16 protein-coding genes are annotated in these 19454 nt (G+C 65.6%); 6 read left to right on the forward strand and 10 right to left on the reverse strand.

Features of this window, described 5'->3' with window-relative positions; translation table 11 throughout:
* The first annotated feature begins 150 nt into the window (after positions 1–150).
* On the forward strand, positions 151–2937 hold the full coding sequence (gene ppc, locus MKI84_RS05545) for a phosphoenolpyruvate carboxylase (protein ID WP_241617249.1): 2787 nt from the start codon (positions 151–153) through the stop codon (positions 2935–2937).
* A gap of 259 nt (positions 2938–3196) precedes the next feature.
* Here ppc and MKI84_RS05550 read toward each other — a convergent pair whose 3' ends face one another.
* Together MKI84_RS05550 and MKI84_RS05555 are read right to left on the reverse strand one after the other, a co-directional pair.
* Complete coding sequence (locus MKI84_RS05550; RefSeq protein WP_241617251.1) at positions 3197–3958, reverse strand: 3-keto-5-aminohexanoate cleavage protein; 762 nt, start codon at positions 3956–3958, stop codon at positions 3197–3199.
* A gap of 36 nt (positions 3959–3994) precedes the next feature.
* Positions 3995–4468, reverse strand: coding sequence for a YaiI/YqxD family protein (locus MKI84_RS05555; protein WP_241617253.1), 474 nt, complete (start codon positions 4466–4468; stop codon positions 3995–3997).
* Between the two features lie 333 nt (positions 4469–4801).
* Here MKI84_RS05555 and ggt point away from each other — a divergent pair, with 333 nt between their 5' ends.
* Positions 4802–6547 carry a gamma-glutamyltransferase gene (ggt, locus tag MKI84_RS05560; RefSeq protein WP_241617255.1) on the forward strand — a complete coding sequence of 582 codons (1746 nt, stop codon included), beginning with the start codon at positions 4802–4804 and terminating at the stop codon, positions 6545–6547.
* Between the two features lie 44 nt (positions 6548–6591).
* Here the strand turns inward: ggt and MKI84_RS05565 are convergent, their stop codons facing one another.
* The 7 genes from MKI84_RS05565 to urtA all read right to left on the reverse strand — a co-directional run bounded on the left by MKI84_RS05565 (position 6592) and on the right by urtA (position 13397).
* Complete coding sequence (locus MKI84_RS05565; protein ID WP_241617257.1) at positions 6592–6960, reverse strand: FmdB family zinc ribbon protein; 369 nt, start codon at positions 6958–6960, stop codon at positions 6592–6594.
* A gap of 101 nt (positions 6961–7061) precedes the next feature.
* On the reverse strand, positions 7062–8297 hold the full coding sequence (gene fmdA, locus MKI84_RS05570; protein ID WP_241617259.1) for a formamidase: 1236 nt from the start codon (positions 8295–8297) through the stop codon (positions 7062–7064).
* A gap of 84 nt (positions 8298–8381) precedes the next feature.
* Positions 8382–9071 carry an urea ABC transporter ATP-binding subunit UrtE gene (urtE, locus tag MKI84_RS05575; protein WP_241617261.1) on the reverse strand — a complete coding sequence of 230 codons (690 nt, stop codon included), beginning with the start codon at positions 9069–9071 and terminating at the stop codon, positions 8382–8384.
* Positions 9072–9084: 13 nt separating this feature from the next.
* Entirely contained in the window at positions 9085–9852 is a 768-nt protein-coding gene (urtD, locus tag MKI84_RS05580) for an urea ABC transporter ATP-binding protein UrtD (protein ID WP_241617263.1), read from the reverse strand.
* Between the two features lie 10 nt (positions 9853–9862).
* On the reverse strand, positions 9863–11032 hold the full coding sequence (urtC, locus tag MKI84_RS05585; RefSeq protein ID WP_241617266.1) for an urea ABC transporter permease subunit UrtC: 1170 nt from the start codon (positions 11030–11032) through the stop codon (positions 9863–9865).
* 10 nt (positions 11033–11042) lie between these two features.
* Complete coding sequence (urtB, locus tag MKI84_RS05590; protein WP_241617268.1) at positions 11043–11969, reverse strand: urea ABC transporter permease subunit UrtB; 927 nt, start codon at positions 11967–11969, stop codon at positions 11043–11045.
* 147 nt (positions 11970–12116) lie between these two features.
* Positions 12117–13397 carry an urea ABC transporter substrate-binding protein gene (gene urtA / locus MKI84_RS05595; protein ID WP_241617270.1) on the reverse strand — a complete coding sequence of 427 codons (1281 nt, stop codon included), beginning with the start codon at positions 13395–13397 and terminating at the stop codon, positions 12117–12119.
* A gap of 129 nt (positions 13398–13526) precedes the next feature.
* On the opposite strand from urtA, the gene MKI84_RS05600 reads away from it, so the two are divergent.
* The 4 genes from MKI84_RS05600 (at position 13527) to MKI84_RS05615 (ending at position 18747) form a co-directional block, all read left to right on the forward strand.
* Entirely contained in the window at positions 13527–13817 is a 291-nt protein-coding gene (locus tag MKI84_RS05600) for a hypothetical protein (RefSeq protein ID WP_241617272.1), read from the forward strand.
* A 43-nt stretch (positions 13818–13860) separates the two neighbouring features.
* Positions 13861–17247: a hybrid sensor histidine kinase/response regulator gene (locus MKI84_RS05605; protein WP_241617274.1), complete on the forward strand. Its 3387-nt coding sequence runs from the start codon at positions 13861–13863 to the stop codon at positions 17245–17247.
* Entirely contained in the window at positions 17237–18169 is a 933-nt protein-coding gene (locus MKI84_RS05610) for a response regulator transcription factor (protein WP_241617276.1), read from the forward strand. Before MKI84_RS05605 ends, MKI84_RS05610 begins: the two co-directional genes overlap by 11 nt.
* A 236-nt stretch (positions 18170–18405) precedes the next feature.
* Positions 18406–18747: a hypothetical protein gene (locus MKI84_RS05615; protein ID WP_241617278.1), complete on the forward strand. Its 342-nt coding sequence runs from the start codon at positions 18406–18408 to the stop codon at positions 18745–18747.
* 152 nt (positions 18748–18899) lie between these two features.
* Here the strand turns inward: MKI84_RS05615 and MKI84_RS05620 are convergent, their stop codons facing one another.
* Positions 18900–19307, reverse strand: coding sequence for a DUF779 domain-containing protein (locus MKI84_RS05620; RefSeq protein ID WP_241617281.1), 408 nt, complete (start codon positions 19305–19307; stop codon positions 18900–18902).
* Positions 19308–19454: the final 147 nt, after the last annotated feature.

Raw genomic sequence — 19454 nt, forward strand, 5'->3', positions numbered from 1 at the left:
GTGGGGCAAAGGATTGAAAACGCCCGGGTGTGGCTCTGCGGCCTCACTTTGCGCCATCAAGGTATTCGGGTCCCGGTAAGGCCGGTCCGGTCTGCCGGCTCACGGCATGCTAATTGCTAAGTTGCCTGTAAAGTTCACGGGAGTATCGCCATGTCACTTGCCCTCACCATCGCCCAACCCGAAGCCGAGATCGATGTCGAGGGCGAGTCCGATGTCTCGCTGCGCGACGACATCCGCATGCTCGGCCGGGTGCTCGGCGACACGCTGAGGGACCAGGAGGGCGAGCCGACCTTCGATCTGGTCGAGCTGATCCGGCGTGTCTCGATCCGGTTCCACCGCGAGGAGGACGAGGGGGCCCGGCACGAGCTGGAGGCGATCCTGAGCGAGCTTGGGCCGGACCAGACCATCGCCATCGTCCGCGCCTTCTCCTATTTCTCGCACCTTGCCAACATCGCCGAGGACCAGCACGTCATCCGCCGCAAGCGCCAGCTCTCGGCCGCCGGACAGGGAGCGCAGCCGGGCACGATCGCGAAGGCGGTGGAGCGCTCGCTCGCGGCCGGCATCGACATCGCCGGGCTGCGCCGCTTCTTCGATACCGCGCTGGCGAGCCCGGTTTTGACCGCCCATCCCACCGAGGTGCGCCGCCGCTCGACCATGACGCATGAGATGCGCATCGCCGAAATCCTCGCCGAGCGCGATCGGCTGACGCCGACGCACGAAGAACAGGCCGATGCCGAGGAGGAGTTGCGCTGCCGCGTACTGACGCTGTGGCAAACCAACCTGCTGCGCAAGACCAAGCTGACCGTGCTCGACGAGGTGGCCAACGGGCTCGCTTATTACGACTACACCTTCCTGCGCCAGCTGCCCCGGCTCTATGCGGCGCTGGAGGACAGCCTCTCGGCGCTGGAAGGCGGGGAGGGCGCGGAGATCGCCTCGTTCCTGCGCGTGGGCAGCTGGATCGGCGGCGACCGCGACGGCAACCCCTTCGTAACCGCCGACGTGACCGCGCAGACCATGCGCCTGCAGAGCGCGGTGGCGGTACAGTTCTATCTGGACGAGCTGAATGCGCTCGGCGCCGAGCTTTCGATCAGCACCATCCGCGTCAATGTCTCGGACGAGTTGCTGGCGCTGGTGGATTCCTCGCCCGACGGCTCCCCGCACCGGCGCAACGAGCCCTATCGGCTTGCCGCTGGTGGCATCCGCGAGCGCGTGCGCGCCACCGCGTTCCGGCTGGAGGTCGCCGATCTGGTAGGGATCACCGAGAAGCCGGCGGCCAAGCCCTATGACAGCGCGGCCGAGTTGCTCGCCGATCTCGATGTCATCGCGCGTTCGCTGAAGCTGCATAAATCCGGCGCGATCGCGCGCGGCAAGCTGCGCATGCTGCGCCGCGCCGTGGACTGCTTCGGCTTCCACCTCGCCATTCTGGATTCCCGTCAGAATTCGGACGTGCACGAGCGCTGCATCGCCGAGCTGTTCGAAGTCGCCGCTCCCGGCACCGACTATAAGAGCCTCCCGGAAGGCACGCGCGTGGCCCTGCTGCTGCGCGAACTGACGACGGCGCGCCCCTTGACCTCGCCCTTCGCCGCCTATTCCGAAGAGACCATCGGCGAAATGAACATGCTGCGGGCCTGCGCGCGGATCCACAAGATCTACGGCGCCGAGGCGATCCAGACCTGCATCATCTCCAAGGCTGAGAGCGTCTCGGACATGCTTGAGCTGGCGCTGCTGCTCAAGGAGGTCGGCCTCGTCGATCCGGCGGGCTCTTCGGCCGTGAACATCGTGCCGCTGTTCGAGACCATCGGCGATCTGCGCAACTCGGCCAAGGTGATGGAGCAGATGTTCCGCCTGCCAGAGTACCGCAAGCTGGTGGACAGCCGCGGCGGCATGCAGGAGGTGATGCTCGGCTATTCGGATTCCAACAAGGATGGCGGTTTCGTCACCTCGGGCTGGGAACTCTACAAGGCCGAGATCGAGCTCATCGAGGTGTTCAAGCGCCATGGCGTGCGCCTGCGGCTGTTCCATGGCCGCGGCGGTTCGGTCGGCCGTGGCGGCGGGCCGAGCTACGACGCCATTCTCGCCCAGCCGGGTGGGGCGGTGCAGGGCGCGATCCGCATCACCGAGCAGGGCGAGATCATCTCGTCCAAATATTCCAACCCGGCGGTGGGCCGCGGCAATCTGGAAACGCTGGCGGCCGCGACCATCGAGGCAACGCTGCTGTCGGGCGACGCGAAGGCGCCGCGCGAGGAATACCTGACCGTGATGGACGAGCTTTCCGACGCCGCCTTCGCGGCCTATCGCTCGCTGGTCTACGAGACCCCGCGCTTTGAGGATTATTTCTGGGAATCCACCGTCATCAACGAAATCGCGACGCTGAACATCGGCTCGCGCCCGGCCTCGCGCAAAAAGACGCGGCGGATCGACGATCTGCGCGCGATCCCCTGGGTGTTCTCCTGGGCGCAGTGCCGGCTGATGCTGCCGGGCTGGTACGGCTTCGGCACGGCCGTGCGGCTGTGGCTTGAGAAGAACCCGGATGGCCTGCCGTTGCTGCAGGAAATGTATCGTGAATGGCCGTTCTTCCGCACCCAGCTCTCCAACATGGACATGGTGCTCTCCAAGAGCTCCATCGCCATCGCCTCGCGCTATGCGCAGCTGGTGGAGGATGTGGAACTGCGCGAGAGCATTTTCGGGCGCATCCGTGCCGAGCATCAGGCCGCGATCGACGCGTTGCTGGCGATTTCCCAGCAGGAGAAGCTGCTGGCGTCCAACCCTCATCTCGACCGCTCGATCCGCGCCCGCTTCCCCTATATCGATCCGCTGAACCATGTTCAGGTCGGCCTGCTGCGCAAGTACCGCGCCAGCGACACCGACGAGAAGGTGCTTCAGGGAATCCAGCTCACCATCAACGGCATTTCGGCGGGTCTGCGGAACTCCGGGTGAGGGCGCGGCTGGGGCAGGGGCAGACGATGCGCGTATGCTCCTGACAGGGAGGTCGCCGACCACGCCCTCCCTGATTGAGGGCGCTTTGCCCAGAGGCTCGGCCTTGAAGTGAGCCTCTGGGTTTGATTGCAAGCCTCGTCCGACACGCGGATGCGCGTCGGGACAACTTGGCTTTTGCAGATATGTCGCGAGAAGGCGTCGCTGGGATCAGGCAAGCCCTTGTTCCAGCTCATTTCTGCGCAGGAATGGCGGTCTGGCGTCAGGCGCTGCCAAGAGGCGGCGCTGCTTCCGGGGCCAGGTTCGGCGGCACGCGCGCCATCAGGAAAGCGGCCTTGATCAGGGCGGCATTGTCTGCCGCCTCCTCGCCGTCCGGCAGATATTTGCCGTCTTCCAGGCCGATCCGGCTGTCGAGGCCGCGCAGCAGGGCGTCGCGGTAGAGCGGCCATTTGGTGGCGTCGAGCCCGTGCTGAAGAACCGGCACGTCCAGGCTCGCGCCCGCCAGAATCGTGCGGATGCCGGCGGCAGCGGCGAGCCCCTCTGTCTCGTCCTGCTCGTTTATCTCAATGAGAATGCGCAGCATTTTGCGTGCCTGCGGCAAAGCGACGAGCCGCTCGGCGTCGGCCACCGACCACAGCCCAGCTTCGACGCCGATGCCGCGTTTCATCGCGAGAGCGATCATTTCCGGTGCATCATCCTCGATCAGGTTGATCGAGACGTAATCCGGCACGTCGGTCCACGCGCGAACTGCCGCCAGCCGCCCCGCGCCGCCGGGAGCGATCCCGGCATGGGTCGACAGCCCGACCGGTACGCCCGGCACCCGTGCTCGCACCGCCTGAAGCGCCTGCGCGACGATCGCGGCATCCAGCGTTTCCCGGCCCTCGGCATCGCGGGGGTGAAAATGCAGCTCACTCGCGCCGGCAGCGATGGCGGCGGCGGCGTCCGATGCCAGCTCAGCCGCCGAAACAGGCGTGTAGGGGTGGAAATCCTTGGTCCGGGAGCCGTTCAGGCAGGCCTGGAGCATGTGGTTGTCCCTTTGCGTCGCGGTGGTGTCGTGCCCTCAACCCGCAAGGAAGCCTTTTCGTTTCAGGCGCATCACCGCGCGCTCCATCGCCTGCAGGAATTCCGAGCGGTCGCGCGGTCCGAAGGGGCGGGGTCCCCCGGTGATCTCGCCGGCCTCCCGCAGGTCCTGCATCAGGTTTCGGGTGGCGAGTTGCATGCCGATGCTGGAGGCGGTGAAGGGTTTGCCGTTCGGTGCCAGAACCTCCGCGCCTGTTGCGACGGTGCGGGCGGCGAGCGGCACGTCGGCCGTGATGACGATATCGCCCTCAACCGCGCGCTCGGCGATCCAGTCGTCGGCGACGTCGGGGCCGGCCTCGACGATGACCCGCTCGACATCGACGCCATAGGGCGTGGCGATGAAGCTGTTGGCGACGAGGAACACCTTGATGCGATGGCGCTCGGCCACGCGATAGGCCTCGGTTTTCACCGGGCAGGCATCGGCGTCAATGTAGATCAGAATTGGTTTGGACAAGGTATTCCGGGCGGGCTGGAGCGTTGAAGCAAGAAAGAAGGGCTGCCCTTGCGGACAGCCCTTCCCATGTCAGACCGCGGTCCGGTCAGGGTGCTGCCTATTGGCAGCGCGACTTTGTCGCATCACGCGGCACGGACCTCGAAAGAGGCAAGCGTCCAGGTCACGGATACCGACGACCGCAGATCAAGACGATCAGACACTGGATCACCTCCTTTCAATTGTTGACGACATCATCAGATTACGCCGATTCGCGCCGACGTCATCCCCCCATGCAGACCGCGCGTTCACTTCCCGTTACGGTGTGACATGTTGGTGCGAGCGAGACCGGGTAAAATGAGGCGTATCGCTATATCGCTGCTGGTTTTTCTGCTGTTGGCCGCGCCCGTCGGCGCCCAGCAGGCGGCCGATGCGCAGGCTCCGGAAGCCGCTGGCACCATTGCCGGCCGCGGCAATGTCACGGCCCGGCACTGGATGGTCGCGGCGGCAAACCCGCTGGCGGCCGAGGCCGGGGCGCAGATGTTGCGGGAGGGCGGTAGCGCGGTCGATGCGATGATCGCGACGCAACTGGTACTTGGGCTGGTCGAGCCGCAATCCTCGGGGCTCGGCGGTGGGGCATTCCTCGTTTACTGGGACCGTTCGAGCGGCCGGCTCACCAGCTTCGACGGACGCGAGACCGCGCCCTTGGCCGCGACGCCGACCCTGTTCCAGAACGCTTCCGGCGAGCCGCTCGGCTTCATGGAGGCGGTTGTGGGCGGGCGTTCGGTCGGCACCCCCGCGATCCCTCGGCTGCTCGAAGACGCGCACCGCCGCCATGGCCGGCTTGCCTGGGCACGGTTGTTCGAGCCGGCTATTGCATTGGCAGAGAACGGTTTTATCGTCTCGCCGCGTCTCGCCGGGCTGGTCGCGCAGGATGCGGGGCTGAAGCGCATGCCGGGGACGCGCGATTATTTCTTCACGCCCGACGGCGCGCCGCTGGCGGCCGGCAGCTTGCTCAAGAACCCGGCCTATGCCGCGACGCTGCGGCTGCTGGCGCGGGAGGGGGCCGGTGCGTTCTACCGCGGCGAACTCGCGGCCAACATCGTGCGCACGGTGCGCGAGGCGCCGGGCAATCCGGGCGTGCTGGCGATGGACGACCTCGCCACCTATCGGGTGAAGGAGCGGGAGCCGATCTGCGTGCCCTATCGCGGGCTCGACATCTGCGGCATGGGGCCGCCGAGTTCTGGCGCGCTCACGCTCGGGCAAATTCTCGGCATGCTTGAACCCTATGATATCAATGGCTTGGGGCCGGATTCACCGGAAGCCTGGCGACTGATCGCGGATGCGTCGCGCCTCGCCTTCGCCGATCGCGGCCGCTACATGGCGGATGCGGATTTCGTGCCGATGCCGACCAGGGGGCTGGTGGCGCGCGACTATCTGAAAGCCCGCGGGAAACTGCTGCGCGGCGACGACGCGCTGCCGGAAGTCGCGCCGGGGCGGCCGAAATGGGACCATGCACGGCTTGATTATGCTGATGATTCCGCGCTGGAACTGCCCTCGACCACGCAGATTTCCATCGTGGACGGGGAGGGCAATGTGCTGTCCATGACCTCGACCATCGAGAACGCCTTCGGCTCGCGGCTGATGGTCGGCGGGTTCCTGCTCAACAATGAGCTGACGGATTTTTCCTTTAAAAGCCAAGAGGATGGCGTCCCGGTTGCCAATCGCGTGGAGCCGGGAAAGCGGCCGCGTTCCTCGATGGCGCCGACCATCGTGATGAAGGACGGGCGCCCGGTCCTGGCGCTCGGCTCGCCCGGCAGCAGCCAGATCATCGGCTATGTCGCGAAGACGCTGATCGCCCATATCGACTGGGGAATGGACCTGTCGCAAGCCATTGCCAGCCCTAATGTTCTGGCGCGTTTCGATGCGGTGGAGATCGAGGAGGGGACGGCGGCGGTGCGCCTCGCCCCGGCTCTGGAGGCGCTCGGCTTCACGGTGAAGCAGGCGCCGATGACCTCCGGTGTGCAGGCCATCGGGATCACGCCGGAGGGGCTGACCGGGGCCGCCGATCCGCGCCGGGAGGGCGTCGCGATCGGCCAATAAGGACGCGCCGACGTCGGCGCATCGGCGCTCCGGACGCCGCGCCCTCAGTGGCTGATCATCCACGGGCGGGCGGAGGGGAAGCTCTTGGCGCCGGACGCGGAGGTCGCGGTGCGGTTTTTCTTCGAGCGGCTTTTCATACCGCCCGAGCAGCAGGAGCAGTTCGAGGCGTGCTTGGCGCGCTCCTGTTTCTCCTTGTAGCCGTCGACGCTCATCGGGTTGTGCCGCGCGCTCTCATTGGTGGAATGGGCGATGCGGCTCTCGCGCGAGAGGCCGGAAAAATGGGGGGCGGTGAGCATCACGCGCGGGGCCATCGCCCCGCAATCCGGGCAGGGCTGGGGCGCCTGATATTCGCTCATCGGCCGAAGCTCGGTGAAGTCGCCGCAGCTGTCGCACATATATTCATAGACGGGCATGGCGTTTTTCCTTCGGGCTGTTGAGCCCCGACCTTGGGCGTTTCCTCAAGAACCGCGGGACGGCATGGCAGCCGTCCCGCGCACCGGACAATTACGGGGGGTCAAAGGTCCGGCGATATCGGCATGTCGATCGACCCGTCAATGAACTTGGTCGGACCGGCAGCCGAGGGCTTGATGTCGAAATCGAAGATTTCCGTGGGCAGCCACAGCGTGGCGCAGGAATTCGGGATGTCGACGACACCCGAGAAGTGGCCCTGCACCGGCGCGACGCCGAGGATGGAGTGCGCCTGCGCGCCCGAATAGCCGAACTTCTTCATGTATTCGATGGCGTTCAGGCAGGCCTGACGATAGGCGACATTGGCGTCCAGATAGTGCTGGGTGCCGCTCTCGTCGACCGAAATGCCCTCGAAGATGAGGTAGTCCTTGTAGTTCGGCGTGATCGGCGACGGTTTGAAGATCGGGTTCTTGATCCCGTACATCTCCATGCCGTTCTTGATCAGGTCGACCTTGATGTGCAGCCACGCCCCGAACATTTCGATGGCGCCGCAGAAGGTGATTTCGCCGTCGCCCTGGGAGAAGTGCATGTCGCCCATGGAGAGGCCGGCGCCGTCGACATAGACCGGGAAGTAGATCTTGGAGCCGCGCGACAGGTCCTTGATGTCGCAATTGCCGCCATGCTCGCGGGGCGGCACGGTGCGGGCGCCCTCGGCCGCGACCTTGTCCCAGGCGTCGCCCTTGGCGAGCTTGCCCAGATGCGCGGTCTTCGCGAAAGGCGGGTTGGCGAGCGGGGGCACGCGGGTCGGGTTGGTGTCGATCAGCGCCTGCTCGCGGGAATTCCAGGTGTCGAGCAGCTTCTGCGAGGGCAGGGTGCCGATCAGGCCGGGATGGATCAGGCCGGCGAAGCCGACGCCGGGCACATGACGCGAGCGCGTGAACATGCCCTCGTAATGCCAGATCGACTTCTGGGCGAGCGGGAAGTGCTCGGTCAGGAAGCCGCCGCCGTTCTTCTTGGAGAAGAAGCCGTTGAAGCCCCATTCATGGCCCTTGAGCGTGCCGGCGTCGAGAATGTCAACCACCAGCAGGTCGCCGGGCTTGGCGCCCTTCACCCCGATCGGGCCGGAGAGATAGTGCACCGTCGACAGGTCGACGTCGCGGATGTCGTCGGCGGAATCATTGTTGGCGATCGCGCCGCCGGTCCAGTCGACGGTCTCGACCAGGAAGTCGGCGCCGGGCTCGACCCAGGTGGCGATCGGAATGTCCGGGTGCCAGCGATTGTGCAGGTACTCGTTCTCCGTGGCCGGCTTGGAAAGATCGACCGAGATCAATGTTTCAGGCATCGCTAACTCCATTTCCCCCTTGGGCACAGTTGGGCAGGCGGAACCGGACCGGGATCTGCCGGGCCGGAAGAAGATGGCCGGCGGTCACACCGAGAGGAAACGGGCGACCTTGGCCTCGTCGACATCGGCGCGCAGGTCCTCATGGACGATCTCGCCGTTCTCGATGACCAGCACGCGATCAGCGATGTCCAGCGCGAAGGACAGCACCTGCTCGGACACCACGATGGACAGGCCACGCTCATCGCGGATGCGCTTCAGCGTACGCGCCATCTCGCGGATGATCGAGGGCTGGATGCCTTCGGTCGGCTCGTCGAGCAGCAGCACCTTGGGCGCGGTGGCGAGCGCGCGGGCGATGGCGAGCTGCTGCTGCTGGCCGCCGGACAGGTTGCCGCCGCGCCGGCCCTTCATTTCCAGCAGCACCGGGAACAACTCGTAGAGGTCCGGCGGAACCTTGGTGGCGCCGCGCGGAATGAGGCCGGTCTCGATGTTCTCCTGCACCGTCATGGTGGAGAAGATCATGCGGCCCTGCGGCACATAGGCGACGCCCTTGGCGACGCGCTCATAGCTCTTGAGCCTGGTGATGTCGGAATCCCCGACCGAGACCGAGCCGCTTTTCGTCGGCACGATGCCCATGAGCGACTTCATGAGCGTGGTCTTACCCATGCCGTTGCGGCCCATGATGGCGATGATCTCGTTGGGGGCGACCTTGAAGCTCAGCCCGTGGAGCGCTTCGCTTTCGCCGTAGGAGACGTGCAGATCGGAGACGTTCAGCATGATCCGCCCTTCCTCAATGGCCGAGATAGACTTCGATGACCTTGGGGTCCGCCTGGACCTTGGCCATGGAGCCTTCCGAAAGGATCTTGCCCTGGTGCAGCACCGTCACCTTGTGGGCGATGTCCTCGACGAACTTCATGTCGTGCTCGATCACGATCACCGAGCGGTCCTTGATGATGGTGTTGAGCAGCTCGGCGGTCTTCTTGCGCTCGGACACGCTCATGCCGGCGACCGGCTCGTCGAGCATCAGGAGTTCGGGGTCCTGGATCAGCAGCATGCCGATCTCCAGCCACTGCTTCTGGCCGTGGGAGAGATATTCGGCGCGCTGGTCGAGCTGGTCGGCGAGGAAGATGGTCTCCGCCACCTCGTGCACCCGGCCCTTCACCGCGGCGTCGCGCCGGAAGGTGAGGGCGCCGACCACCGAGCGACCCTTGGGATAGGAGATTTCCAGATTCTCGAAGACGGTGAGGTCTTCATAGATCGAGGGGTTCTGGAACTTGCGGCCCACCCCGGCGCGCACGATCTCGTGCTCCTTCATGGTGGTCAGCTCGCGGTCCTTGAACCGGATCGAGCCGGTGGTGGCCTTGGTGCGCCCGCAGATCAGGTCGAGCACCGTGGTCTTGCCGGCCCCGTTTGGGCCGATGATCACGCGGATCTCGTTTTCGTCGACATAGAAGGACAGGTCGTTGACCGCCTTGAAGCCGTCGAACGAGACCGTGAGGCCTTCCACCGCGAGGACGAAGTCCTTGTTCATCTGGTCGGCGATGACTTGCGTGTTCATGGGGAGGCCCTCACTCGGCGGCGGCGGGGGCGACGGGCCCGGAGGGGCTCGCCGGCGGGGTGGCGGCGGTGCGCACGGCCGCCTTCGGCTTGTCCGAGAACAGCGGGCCGAGGCGGGGGGCGACATAGGTCTGCCAGAGGCCGGCAATGCCGTTCGGGAACAGCAGCACCACGGCGATGAACAGGCCGCCGAGGCCGAACAGCCAGAGCTCGGGGAAGCTCTCGGAGAACGAGGTCTTGGCCCAGTTCACCAGCAGCGTGCCGTAGATGGCGCCGAGGATGGAGAGCCGGCCGCCGACCGCGGTGTAGATCACCATCTCGATCGAGGGCACGATGCCGACGAAGGACGGCGACATGAAGCCGACCTGAAGGGTGAACATCGCCCCGCCAATGGCCGAGAGCGAGGCGGCCAGGCAGAACACGAACACCTTGAACGAGGCCACGTCATAGCCCGAGAACCGCACCCGGTCCTCCTTGTCGCGCATGGCGACGAGGATGCGGCCGAGCTTGGACGACTTCACGAAATAGGCGATCAGGATGCAGGCGAGCAGCAGGCCGACGCAGACGAAATAGAGGACGGTCTTGGCGCTGTCGGTGCGGATGTCCCAGCCGTGCAGCGTGCGCAGGTCGGTGATGCCGTTGATGCCGCCGGTATAGCCCTGCTGGCCGATGATCAGGATGGTGAGGATCGCCGCCAGCGCCTGGGTGATGATGGCGAAGTACACGCCGCCCACCCGGCGCTTGAACATGGCGAAGCCGACGATGAAGGCGAAGATCGCCGGCACCACGATCACCGCCAGCGTGGTGAAGCCGAAGCTGCGGAACGGCTCCCAGAACCAGGGCAGCGAGGTGATCTGGTTCCAGTCCATGAAGTCCGGGATGCCCGGGGTCGACTGGATCTTGGTGTTCTCGACGCTGGAGGCTTCCAGCTTCAGATACATCGCCATGCAGTACCCGCCGAGGCCAAAGAACACGCCCTGGCCCAGCGAGAGAATGCCGGCATAGCCCCAGCACAGCACGAGGCCGAGCGCGACGAAGGCGTAGGTCAGGTACTTGCCGACGAACTGGAGGCGGAAATTGTCCAGCGCCAGCGGCAGGATCACCAGCAGGAGCACGGCGAGGATGACGATGCCGATGGCATCCCTGGGGCGAAGGAAGAAGGTGCGTCCGGATTGGGTCATGTGCGGTTCCTCAGCGACGGACCTTGATGACGAACAGGCCCTGCGGCCGCAGCATCAGGATGATGACCACGCCAAGCAGCGTGAGGACCTTGGCCATCGAACCGGAGAGGAAGAACTCCATGGTCGACTGGGCCTGCGAAATGGTGAAGGCGGAGGCGATGGTGCCGAGCAGGCTCTGCGCGCCGCCGAAGACGACGACGAGGAAGGTGTCGACGATGTAGAGCTGGCCGGAGGTCGGGCCGGTGGAGCCGATCATGGTGAAGGCCGAGCCGGCGACGCCGGCAATGCCGCAGCCGAGGCCGAACGTGTAGCGGTCGACCTTCTCGGTGTTGATGCCAACGGCGCCGGCCATGACGCGGTTCTGCACCACGGCGCGCACCTGCTTGCCCCAGCTCGACTTGTACATCAGCAGGGCGACCGCGACGGTGATGGCGATGGTCAGGCCCATGACGAACAGGCCGTTGATCTGCACCTCGACCACTTCGGTGACCGGCAGCGAGCCCATCATCCAGCTCGGCAGCTCGACGCCGACCTCGCGCGGGCCGAACACGGAACGGTAGAACTGCTGGAGGATCAGGCTGAGGCCCCAGGTGGCCAGCAGCGTGTCCAGCGGGCGTTTGTAGAGGCGCCGGATCATCAGCCATTCCACCGCCATGCCGAGCGCGCCGGCGGCGAAGAAGGCGAGGATCATGGCGATGAAGAAGTAGATGCTGAACAGCGAGGGGATGTAGTTCAGGAAGAGCTGCGACGTGAAATAGGTGACATAGGCGCCAAGAATCATGAACTCGCCATGGGCCATGTTGATGACGCCCATCTGCCCGAAGATGATCGCCAGCCCCAGCGCCATCAGCAGGAAGACGGAGAACAGGATCAGCCCGGCAAAGCCCTGCATCATGAAGATGGAGCTGAGTTCGCTCAGCGAATATTCAGAGAACATCACGAATCCCCCGGCGTGCGCATGGTGGCGCGGTCTCAAGCGGTCTTGCGGTCGACTGGTCGAAAGGCCCACGGCCGACAGGCTCGCGGTCCAAAGGAAAGAGCCCGGAGAGGGCGGGCGCCCTCTCCGGGTTCGGGCCTCAGGCGATCACTGGTAACCCTTGGGGAACGGATCCGGCTCGATGAGCTCGGGGGTCTCGAACACCACCTTGAACTGGCCGTCGAGCTGCGCCTGGCCGACGCGGGTCTTGGACCACAAATGATGGTTCGGGTGGATCTTGACGTAGCCTTCCGGCGCCTTGGTGAACTCGATGCCGGCGGAGGCCTCGGCGATCTTGTCGATGTCGAAGGAGCCGGCCTTCTCGACCGTCATTTTCCACAGCCACGGGCCGAGATAGGCGGCCTGGGTCACGTCGCCGATCACGGTCTTCTCGCCCCACATCTTCTTGAAGGCGGCGACGAAGTCCTTGTTGTTCGGGTTGTCGAGCGACTGGAAGTATTTCATGCAGCTATAGGCATTGGCGAAGTTCTCGCCGCCGATGCCGTCGATCTCGTCCTCGGTGACCGAGATGGTCAGCAGGGTCTGCTTGCTGAGGTCGATGCCAGCGGCCTTGAGCTGCTTGTAGAAGGCGACGTTCGAGCCGCCGACGACCGCGGCGTAGATCACGTCGGGCTTGGTCAGCTTGATCTTGTTGATCACCGAGTTGAACTGGGTGTGGCCGAGCGGGAAGTACTCCTCGCCCGAGACCTTGCCGCCGAGCTTCGCCTCGATGTGCTTGCGCGCGATCTTCATCGAGGTGCGCGGCCAGATGTAGTCCGAGCCGATGAGATAGAAGCTCTTGCCGCCCTTCTCCTTGTTGACCCAGTCAAGGCCGGCGAGGATCTGCTGCGTGGCTTCCTGGCCGGTATAGATGACGTTCTTGGACTGCTCGAGGCCTTCATAGAAGGTCGGGTAGTACAGCATGCCGTTATACTGCTCGAACACCGGCAGCACCGCCTTGCGCGAGGCCGAGGTCCAGCAGCCCATGACGGCGGCGACCTTGTCATTGACCAGCAGTTTCTTGGCCTTTTCGGCGAAGGTCGGCCAGTCGGACGCGCCGTCTTCCTGGATGTACTTGATCTTGCGGCCGAGCACGCCGCCCATGGCGTTGATCTGCTCGATCGCCAGCTTCTCGGCCTGCACCGAGCCGGTCTCGGAGATCGCCATGGTGCCGGTGACGGAGTGCAGGATGCCGACGGTGACTTCCGTGTCGGTCACGGCAAGACCCGTGGTGTTGACCGCGGAGGTCGCCGGCGCCTGTGCGAGGGCAGGCGTAGAAAACAGCCCGGACGACGCAAGCACAGGAATGGCCGGCATCGCCGCGATGCCCATCAGAAGCTTTCGGCGGGTGCTCGAAAACTTCATCGAATTATCGTCACTGGAAGACATACATTCCCCTCCACGGGTTAGACGTGCCTCGACAAGCTTTTCGTCATGCTTGTGTTGAGGCGATCGTGGGGGGCGATGCGGCGGTGCAGCAATACGTCGATTGACGTATAGGTGATCGGCGGGTTGCGCATGACACTGATGGCAACGATGGACGTGGGGTGTGCGCGCCGGCGTCGTGCGTTTTTTCGTGCGCGCGCGCGACGGATATTTTTGAAATACTTTGCGGTAAACGAAGCTTCGGGAGTCGATTTCAGGGTTTCTGTTGCGTTTCTGCCTCAATGCCGGAACGTTCGTGTGGTGTTTTCTGGCGATGGTTTGCTTTTCGTGTTTGATAGTCTCGGGGATGGTCTATGCATCCCGATTGGTGCCGTGAACCGGAACGGCGGTTCGCAGGGCAGTGCAATAAAAGCCTGGGAGTGAGCGGAGGAGTATGTCGGGCGTCAAAGCGGCGAGGCAGACCCCAATGGCGGCTGAGCAGAGGATCGTTCGCGTTCGGCGCCGCTATAACCAGTGGGTCGTCAACGAGACGCTCGAGGACTACGCGCTCCGCTTCACCGCGAAGAGCGCGCGGCGCTGGTCGGCGCTGCGCGTGGCGAACACCGCGCTGGGTGCGGTCTCCTTCCTCGCGCTGGAGGCGATCGGCGGGGCGATCACGCTGGCCTATGGCTTCGAGAACGCGGTGGCGGCGATCATCGCGGTCTGCGTCATCATCTTCGCCGCCGGCCTGCCGATCAGCTTCTATGCCGCCAAATTCGGCGTCGACATCGACCTGCTCACCCGCGGCGCCGGCTTCGGCTATATCGGCTCGACCGTCACCTCGCTGATCTACGCCTCCTTCACCTTCCTGTTCTTCGCCATCGAGGCGGCGATCATGGCGCTGGCGCTGGAAATGTGCTTCGGCGTGCCGCTGATGGTCGGCTATTTCGTCAGCGCGCTGGTGGTGATCCCGCTGGTGACGCACGGCATCACCTTCATCAGCCGGTTCCAGCTCTGGACGCAGCCGCTCTGGCTGGCGCTGAACCTCATTCCCTTCGTCTTCATCCTGCTCCAGCACGGCGATTCCCTCGCCGGCTGGACCAGCTATTCCGGGCGCCTCGGGGCGCCGGGCGGCGCGTTCGACCTGATGCAGTTCGGCGCCGCCTCCACGGTGATCTTCGCGCTGGTGGCGCAGATCGGCGAGCAGGTGGACTTTTTGCGCTTCCTGCCGCGCCGCGCGCCGGGCCGCACCGCGGCGGGGCGCAACGCGCTGTGGTGGGTGGCGCTGCTCTCCGCCGGGCCGGGCTGGATCATTCCCGGCGGGCTGAAGATGCTGGCGGGCTCGTTCCTCGCCTATTTCGCGCTGACCCATGGCGTGCCGTTCATCCATGCCGCCGAGCCGACCCAGATGTATCTGGTGGCGTTCGAGACCGTGTTCTCGCCCCCGGTCGCGCTGGCCTTCACCGGCGTGTTCGTCATCCTCGCCCAGCTCAAGATCAACGTGACCAACTCCTATGCGGGGTCGATCGCCTGGTCGAACTTCTTCTCCCGCCTGACGCACAGCCACCCCGGCCGCGTGGTGTGGCTGGTGTTCAACGTCTCGATCGCCCTGATGCTGATGGCGCTCGGCATCTACAAGGCGCTGGAACAGATTCTCGGGCTCTACGCGATCGTCGCGGTCGCCTGGGTCGCGGCGCTGGTCGCCGATCTCGTGGTCAACAAGCCGATGGGCTGGAGCCCGCCGGGCATCGAGTTCAAGCGCGCCCATCTCTACGACATCAATCCTGTCGGCGTCGGCGCGGTGATCGCGGGCACCGGGGTCGCGGTGCTGGCCTTTGCCGGGCTGTTCGGCGCGGTGCTGCAGGCCTTCGCGCCCTTCGTCGCGCTGGTGGTGTCCTTCGTCGCCGCCGCCGCCATCGCCTTCGCGACGAAGGGGCGCTACTACATCGCCCGCCGCACCACCAAGAACTGGGAGGGCCGGCTCTCGCTCAAGTGCTGCATCTGCGAGCACAAGTTCGAGCCGGAGGACATGGCGCATTGCCCGGTCTATGCCGGGCCGATCTGCTCGCTGTGCTGCTCGCTCGATGCCCGCTGCCATGACCGCTGCAAGGAGGAGGCGCGCTTCCCCGAGCAGATACTGGCCGCGCTTCAGGCGACGCTGCCGAGCTGGATCGTGGCGCGGATCAACTCGCGCATCGGCCATTATATCGGCGTGCTCTCGCTGCTGGCCTCGGTGATCGGGGCCATTCTCGGCGTGATCTATTTCCAGTCCGCCTTCGCGCCCGTCGCCGAGCGCGAGGCGATCGGGCACATGCTGTTCACGCTGTTCTTCATCCTGCTGATCATCGCGGGCGTGGCGGCGTGGCTGTTCGTGCTGGCGCAGGAAAGCCGGCGCGTGGCGCAGGAGGAGAGCAACCGCCAGACCGCGCTGCTGATGCGCGAGATCGAGGCGCACAAGCGCACCGACGCCAAGCTCCAGAAGGCGAAGGAGGTGGCCGAGGCCGCCAACCTCGCCAAGAGCCGCTATGTGGTCGGCGTGAGCCATGAACTGCGCACGCCGCTCAACGCCATTCTCGGCTACGCCCAGCTTCTGGAGCGCGACACCTCGATTCCCCCGCACCGGCGCGACGCCATCCGCGTGGTGCGCCGCTCGGCGGAGCATTTGTCGGGCCTGATCGACGGGCTGCTCGACATTTCCAAGATAGAGGCGGGGCGGCTGCATCTCACCCGCGACGAGGTGCGGATCGGCGAGTTCCTCGACCAGCTGGTCGACATGTTCCGCCTGCAGGCCACCGCCAAGGGCATCGATTTCGTCTATGTCCGCCCGGAGCGCCTGCCGGCCGTGGTCTATACCGACGAGAAGCGGCTGCGGCAGATTCTGATCAACCTGCTGTCCAATGCCATCAAGTTCACAGAGAACGGCCGGGTGGCGCTGCGCATCGGCTATAAGAGCCAGGTTGCCGAGTTCGAGGTCGAGGATACCGGCATCGGAATCCCGCCGGGCGACCACCAGCGCATCTTCGAGCCGTTCGAGCGCGGCGAGCGCGCGGGCACCTATTCCACCGCGGGCATCGGGCTCGGCCTGACCATCACCAAGCTGCTGACCGAGATCATGGGCGGGGAAATCTCGCTGCGCTCCACGCCCGGCACGGGCAGCACGTTCCGCGTCAAGCTGATGCTGGCGGAGGTCGCCTCGCCGACCCGCGCGGGGCCGATCCAGCACCGGCGTATCGCCGGCTATGCCGGGCAGCGTCGCACCGTTCTCGTCGCCGACGACGACGTGGCGCATCGCGAGCTGATGCACGAATTGCTGGTGCCGCTCGGCTTCACCGTGCTCTCCGCCGCCGATGGCGTCGCGGCGCTGGACATGGTGCGCGAGTGGGACCCCGACCTCTTGCTGCTGGACATTTCCATGCCCGGCCTCAATGGCTGGGAAGTGGTACGCCAGCTACGCGACGAGGGGTTCGGACGGCTGCGCATCATCATGATTTCCGCCAATGCCGGCGAGATCCTCGGTCCCGGCGTCGACATGCCCAGCCATGACGACCACATGGTCAAGCCGGTGCATCTGCGCGGGCTGCTGGAGAAGATGCAGACGCTGCTCGACCTGGAATGGTTCGGCGATGCCGACCCGGCGACGCAGGCCGCGCCCCCAACTGAGCGGCTGAACGCGCCCGCGGCCGGCCATCTGGAAGAGCTGCTGAAGCTCGGCGAGATCGGCTATGTGCGCGGCATCCAGGCCAAGCTGAACGAGATCGAGAAAGCCCCCGGCGACAATGACGCCTTCGTCTCCCACATGCGTGAACTGATGGAAACCTTCGACTTCAAGCGTTACATGGCGGTGCTGGAGGCCTTGCGCGGCAATGATGCATAGCGTGGAGCGCCGGGACATCGTGCTCGTGGTGGACGATTCCCCCGAGACACTGAGCCTTCTGACCGACGCGCTGGAGGCCGCCGGCGCGACGGTGCTGGTCGCGACCGAAGGCGCCAACGCGCTCGCGCTGGCCGAGCGCATCACGCCCGACGTCATCCTGATGGACGCGCTGATGCCGGGCATGGACGGCTTCGAGACCTGCCGACAGCTCAAGCGCAACAAGGCGATCGCCCATGTGCCGGTGATCTTCATGACCGGGCTCTCGGAGACCGAGCAGATCGTGAAGGGGCTGGAGGCCGGCGGCGTGGATTACGTCACCAAGCCGATCTCGCCGGACGAGTTGATCGCGCGCATCCGCGTGCACCTTGCCAATGCCCGGCAGGCGCACAGCGCGCGCGCCGCGCTCGACGCCTCCGGCCGCTTCCTGCTGTCGGCGACGCGCGGGGGGCGGGTGCTGTGGGCGACGCCGCAGGCGACCGCGCTGCTGGGCGCGGTGTCCGGCACCGTGCCGGGGGATTCGCTGGTGCTGCCCGAGACGGTGCGCCGCTGGCTCGACGGCCAGCGCGGCGACCCGAGCGGGGTCGAGCCGGGCGTGATCGAGCTGTCGGTCGAGGGCTCGCCGCGCCGGCTGCGCCTGTCCTATGTCGGGCAGATCGGGCCGGACGAATTGCTGCTGCGCATCGTCGAGGATGGCGGCGTGCCGCCCGAGCAGGTGCTCCGCGCCAAGCTGAACCTGACGGCCCGTGAGGCCGAGGTGCTGATGTGGCTCGCGCGCGGCAAGGCCAATCGCGATATCGGTGAGATTCTCGGCCTCTCGCCGCGCACCGTGAACAAGCACCTCGAACAGATCTATTCCAAGATCGGGGTGGAGAACCGGGCCGCCGCCACCGCGCTCGCCGTGACCGCGCTGACGCCGAAATAGTCACCCATCTCAGAACATTACCGCGGGATTGCGCCGCGCATCCACCGACCCGAAAGGCCGGTTGATGCGCGGTTTTCGCGCGTCCGTCGCGCGGCTCTCCCGCGCGTGCGGCGCGGTATCGAGGTGCAGATTTGAAATTTTGATTAATCCGTGCTCGAAAAACTACGAAATTATTGCTTTTTTTGTTGAAACTTGTAGCTTCCCGCCAGATCGTTAGCCTCATTCTGGAGGACGTCATGAAACGCAAGATTGCGGCGCTGAGCTGCGCGGCCGCGATGACCGTGGCAGGCCTGCCTGTCGGCGTTGCTTCCGCCCAGCAGCGGTCGGCCGGGCAGGCGTTGCAGGAAGCTGTCGACCGGACCTGCGTCGTCGAGATCACCACCACGACGATTTCGACCGCCAGCGGGCGCATCCAGCTTCAGAACCTCTGCTACAATCCCCGCGCAGTCCGCATCTCGTGGAGCGACGGCCGTCTGGTGGATTACTGCCTGAACAGCGCCGGCGATGTGCGCTATGTCCAGAAGCTGACCGACAGTTACAAGCTGACGCGCGAACAGGACATCCTGCTCTGCCCCTGAGCCTCGGCTCCGGCACGCGCGAACGACATCGCCCGAACAACAAAACGCCCGCTCGGCATGCCGCGGGCGTTTTGTCGTTTCAGGGTGCGGCGCGCCGGGGTAACCGGAGGCTTCAGCTTCCAGAGGGGCCATCCGTGCGCGCGGAACGTGCGCTAGGCCGGCTCGGGCATGCCCTCGGCGGTGGGCACCAGCCGGTCCAGCTCGTCGTCGGCGAACAGGCGGGAGCGGGTGAGGAAACGCTTGTCGCGCCCGTTCTCCAGGCTGAACATGCCGCCGCGTCCGGGCACCACGTCGATGATGAGCTGGGTGTGCTTCCAGTAGTCGAACTGTGACGGGCTCATGAAGAACGGCACGCCGCCGATCTCGCCCATACGCACGTCGCGGTCGCCGACGATGAAGTCGCCGGTCGGGTAGCACATGGGGGAGGAGCCGTCGCAGCAGCCGCCGGACTGATGGAACAGGATCGGGCCGTGCTCGGCCTTGAGTTCCGCGATCAGCTCAAGCGCGGCCGGCGTCGCCAGCACGCGGGCAATCGGGGCGTCGGTTACGATAACGGTCATGGCGTCCTCCGTTTCACGTCGCCGGGACCTGCTGTCGGGCCGCGTGCGGCGAGGCTGTCCTGTGAAGATGGCAAGGGCCGGCCACGGCGGCAAGGCTGGTCGCGGCGGCCGGTCGCGGCGGCCGGTCTCGCCATGCCCGGCGCGTGC

Origin of the sequence: Ancylobacter gelatini, assembly GCF_022601675.1 — a bacterium.
Classification (GTDB): domain Bacteria; phylum Pseudomonadota; class Alphaproteobacteria; order Rhizobiales; family Xanthobacteraceae; genus Ancylobacter; species Ancylobacter gelatini.

What these genes read in the sequence shown, in the direction of transcription:
- ppc (WP_241617249.1), top strand. Translation starts at nt 151, where the DNA reads ATGTCACTTGCCCTCACCATCGCCCAACCCGAAGCCGAGATCGATGTC.
- MKI84_RS05550 (WP_241617251.1), bottom strand. Translation starts at nt 3,958, where the DNA reads ATGCTCCAGGCCTGCCTGAACGGCTCCCGGACCAAGGATTTCCACCCC.
- ggt (WP_241617255.1), top strand. Translation starts at nt 4,802, where the DNA reads ATGAGGCGTATCGCTATATCGCTGCTGGTTTTTCTGCTGTTGGCCGCG.
- MKI84_RS05565 (WP_241617257.1), bottom strand. Translation starts at nt 6,960, where the DNA reads ATGCCCGTCTATGAATATATGTGCGACAGCTGCGGCGACTTCACCGAG.
- fmdA (WP_241617259.1), bottom strand. Translation starts at nt 8,297, where the DNA reads ATGCCTGAAACATTGATCTCGGTCGATCTTTCCAAGCCGGCCACGGAG.
- urtE (WP_241617261.1), bottom strand. Translation starts at nt 9,071, where the DNA reads ATGCTGAACGTCTCCGATCTGCACGTCTCCTACGGCGAAAGCGAAGCG.
- urtD (WP_241617263.1), bottom strand. Translation starts at nt 9,852, where the DNA reads ATGAACACGCAAGTCATCGCCGACCAGATGAACAAGGACTTCGTCCTC.
- urtC (WP_241617266.1), bottom strand. Translation starts at nt 11,032, where the DNA reads ATGACCCAATCCGGACGCACCTTCTTCCTTCGCCCCAGGGATGCCATC.
- urtB (WP_241617268.1), bottom strand. Translation starts at nt 11,969, where the DNA reads ATGTTCTCTGAATATTCGCTGAGCGAACTCAGCTCCATCTTCATGATG.
- urtA (WP_241617270.1), bottom strand. Translation starts at nt 13,397, where the DNA reads ATGTCTTCCAGTGACGATAATTCGATGAAGTTTTCGAGCACCCGCCGA.
- MKI84_RS05600 (WP_241617272.1), top strand. Translation starts at nt 13,527, where the DNA reads ATGACACTGATGGCAACGATGGACGTGGGGTGTGCGCGCCGGCGTCGT.
- MKI84_RS05605 (WP_241617274.1), top strand. Translation starts at nt 13,861, where the DNA reads ATGGCGGCTGAGCAGAGGATCGTTCGCGTTCGGCGCCGCTATAACCAG.
- MKI84_RS05610 (WP_241617276.1), top strand. Translation starts at nt 17,237, where the DNA reads ATGATGCATAGCGTGGAGCGCCGGGACATCGTGCTCGTGGTGGACGAT.
- MKI84_RS05615 (WP_241617278.1), top strand. Translation starts at nt 18,406, where the DNA reads ATGAAACGCAAGATTGCGGCGCTGAGCTGCGCGGCCGCGATGACCGTG.
- MKI84_RS05620 (WP_241617281.1), bottom strand. Translation starts at nt 19,307, where the DNA reads ATGACCGTTATCGTAACCGACGCCCCGATTGCCCGCGTGCTGGCGACG.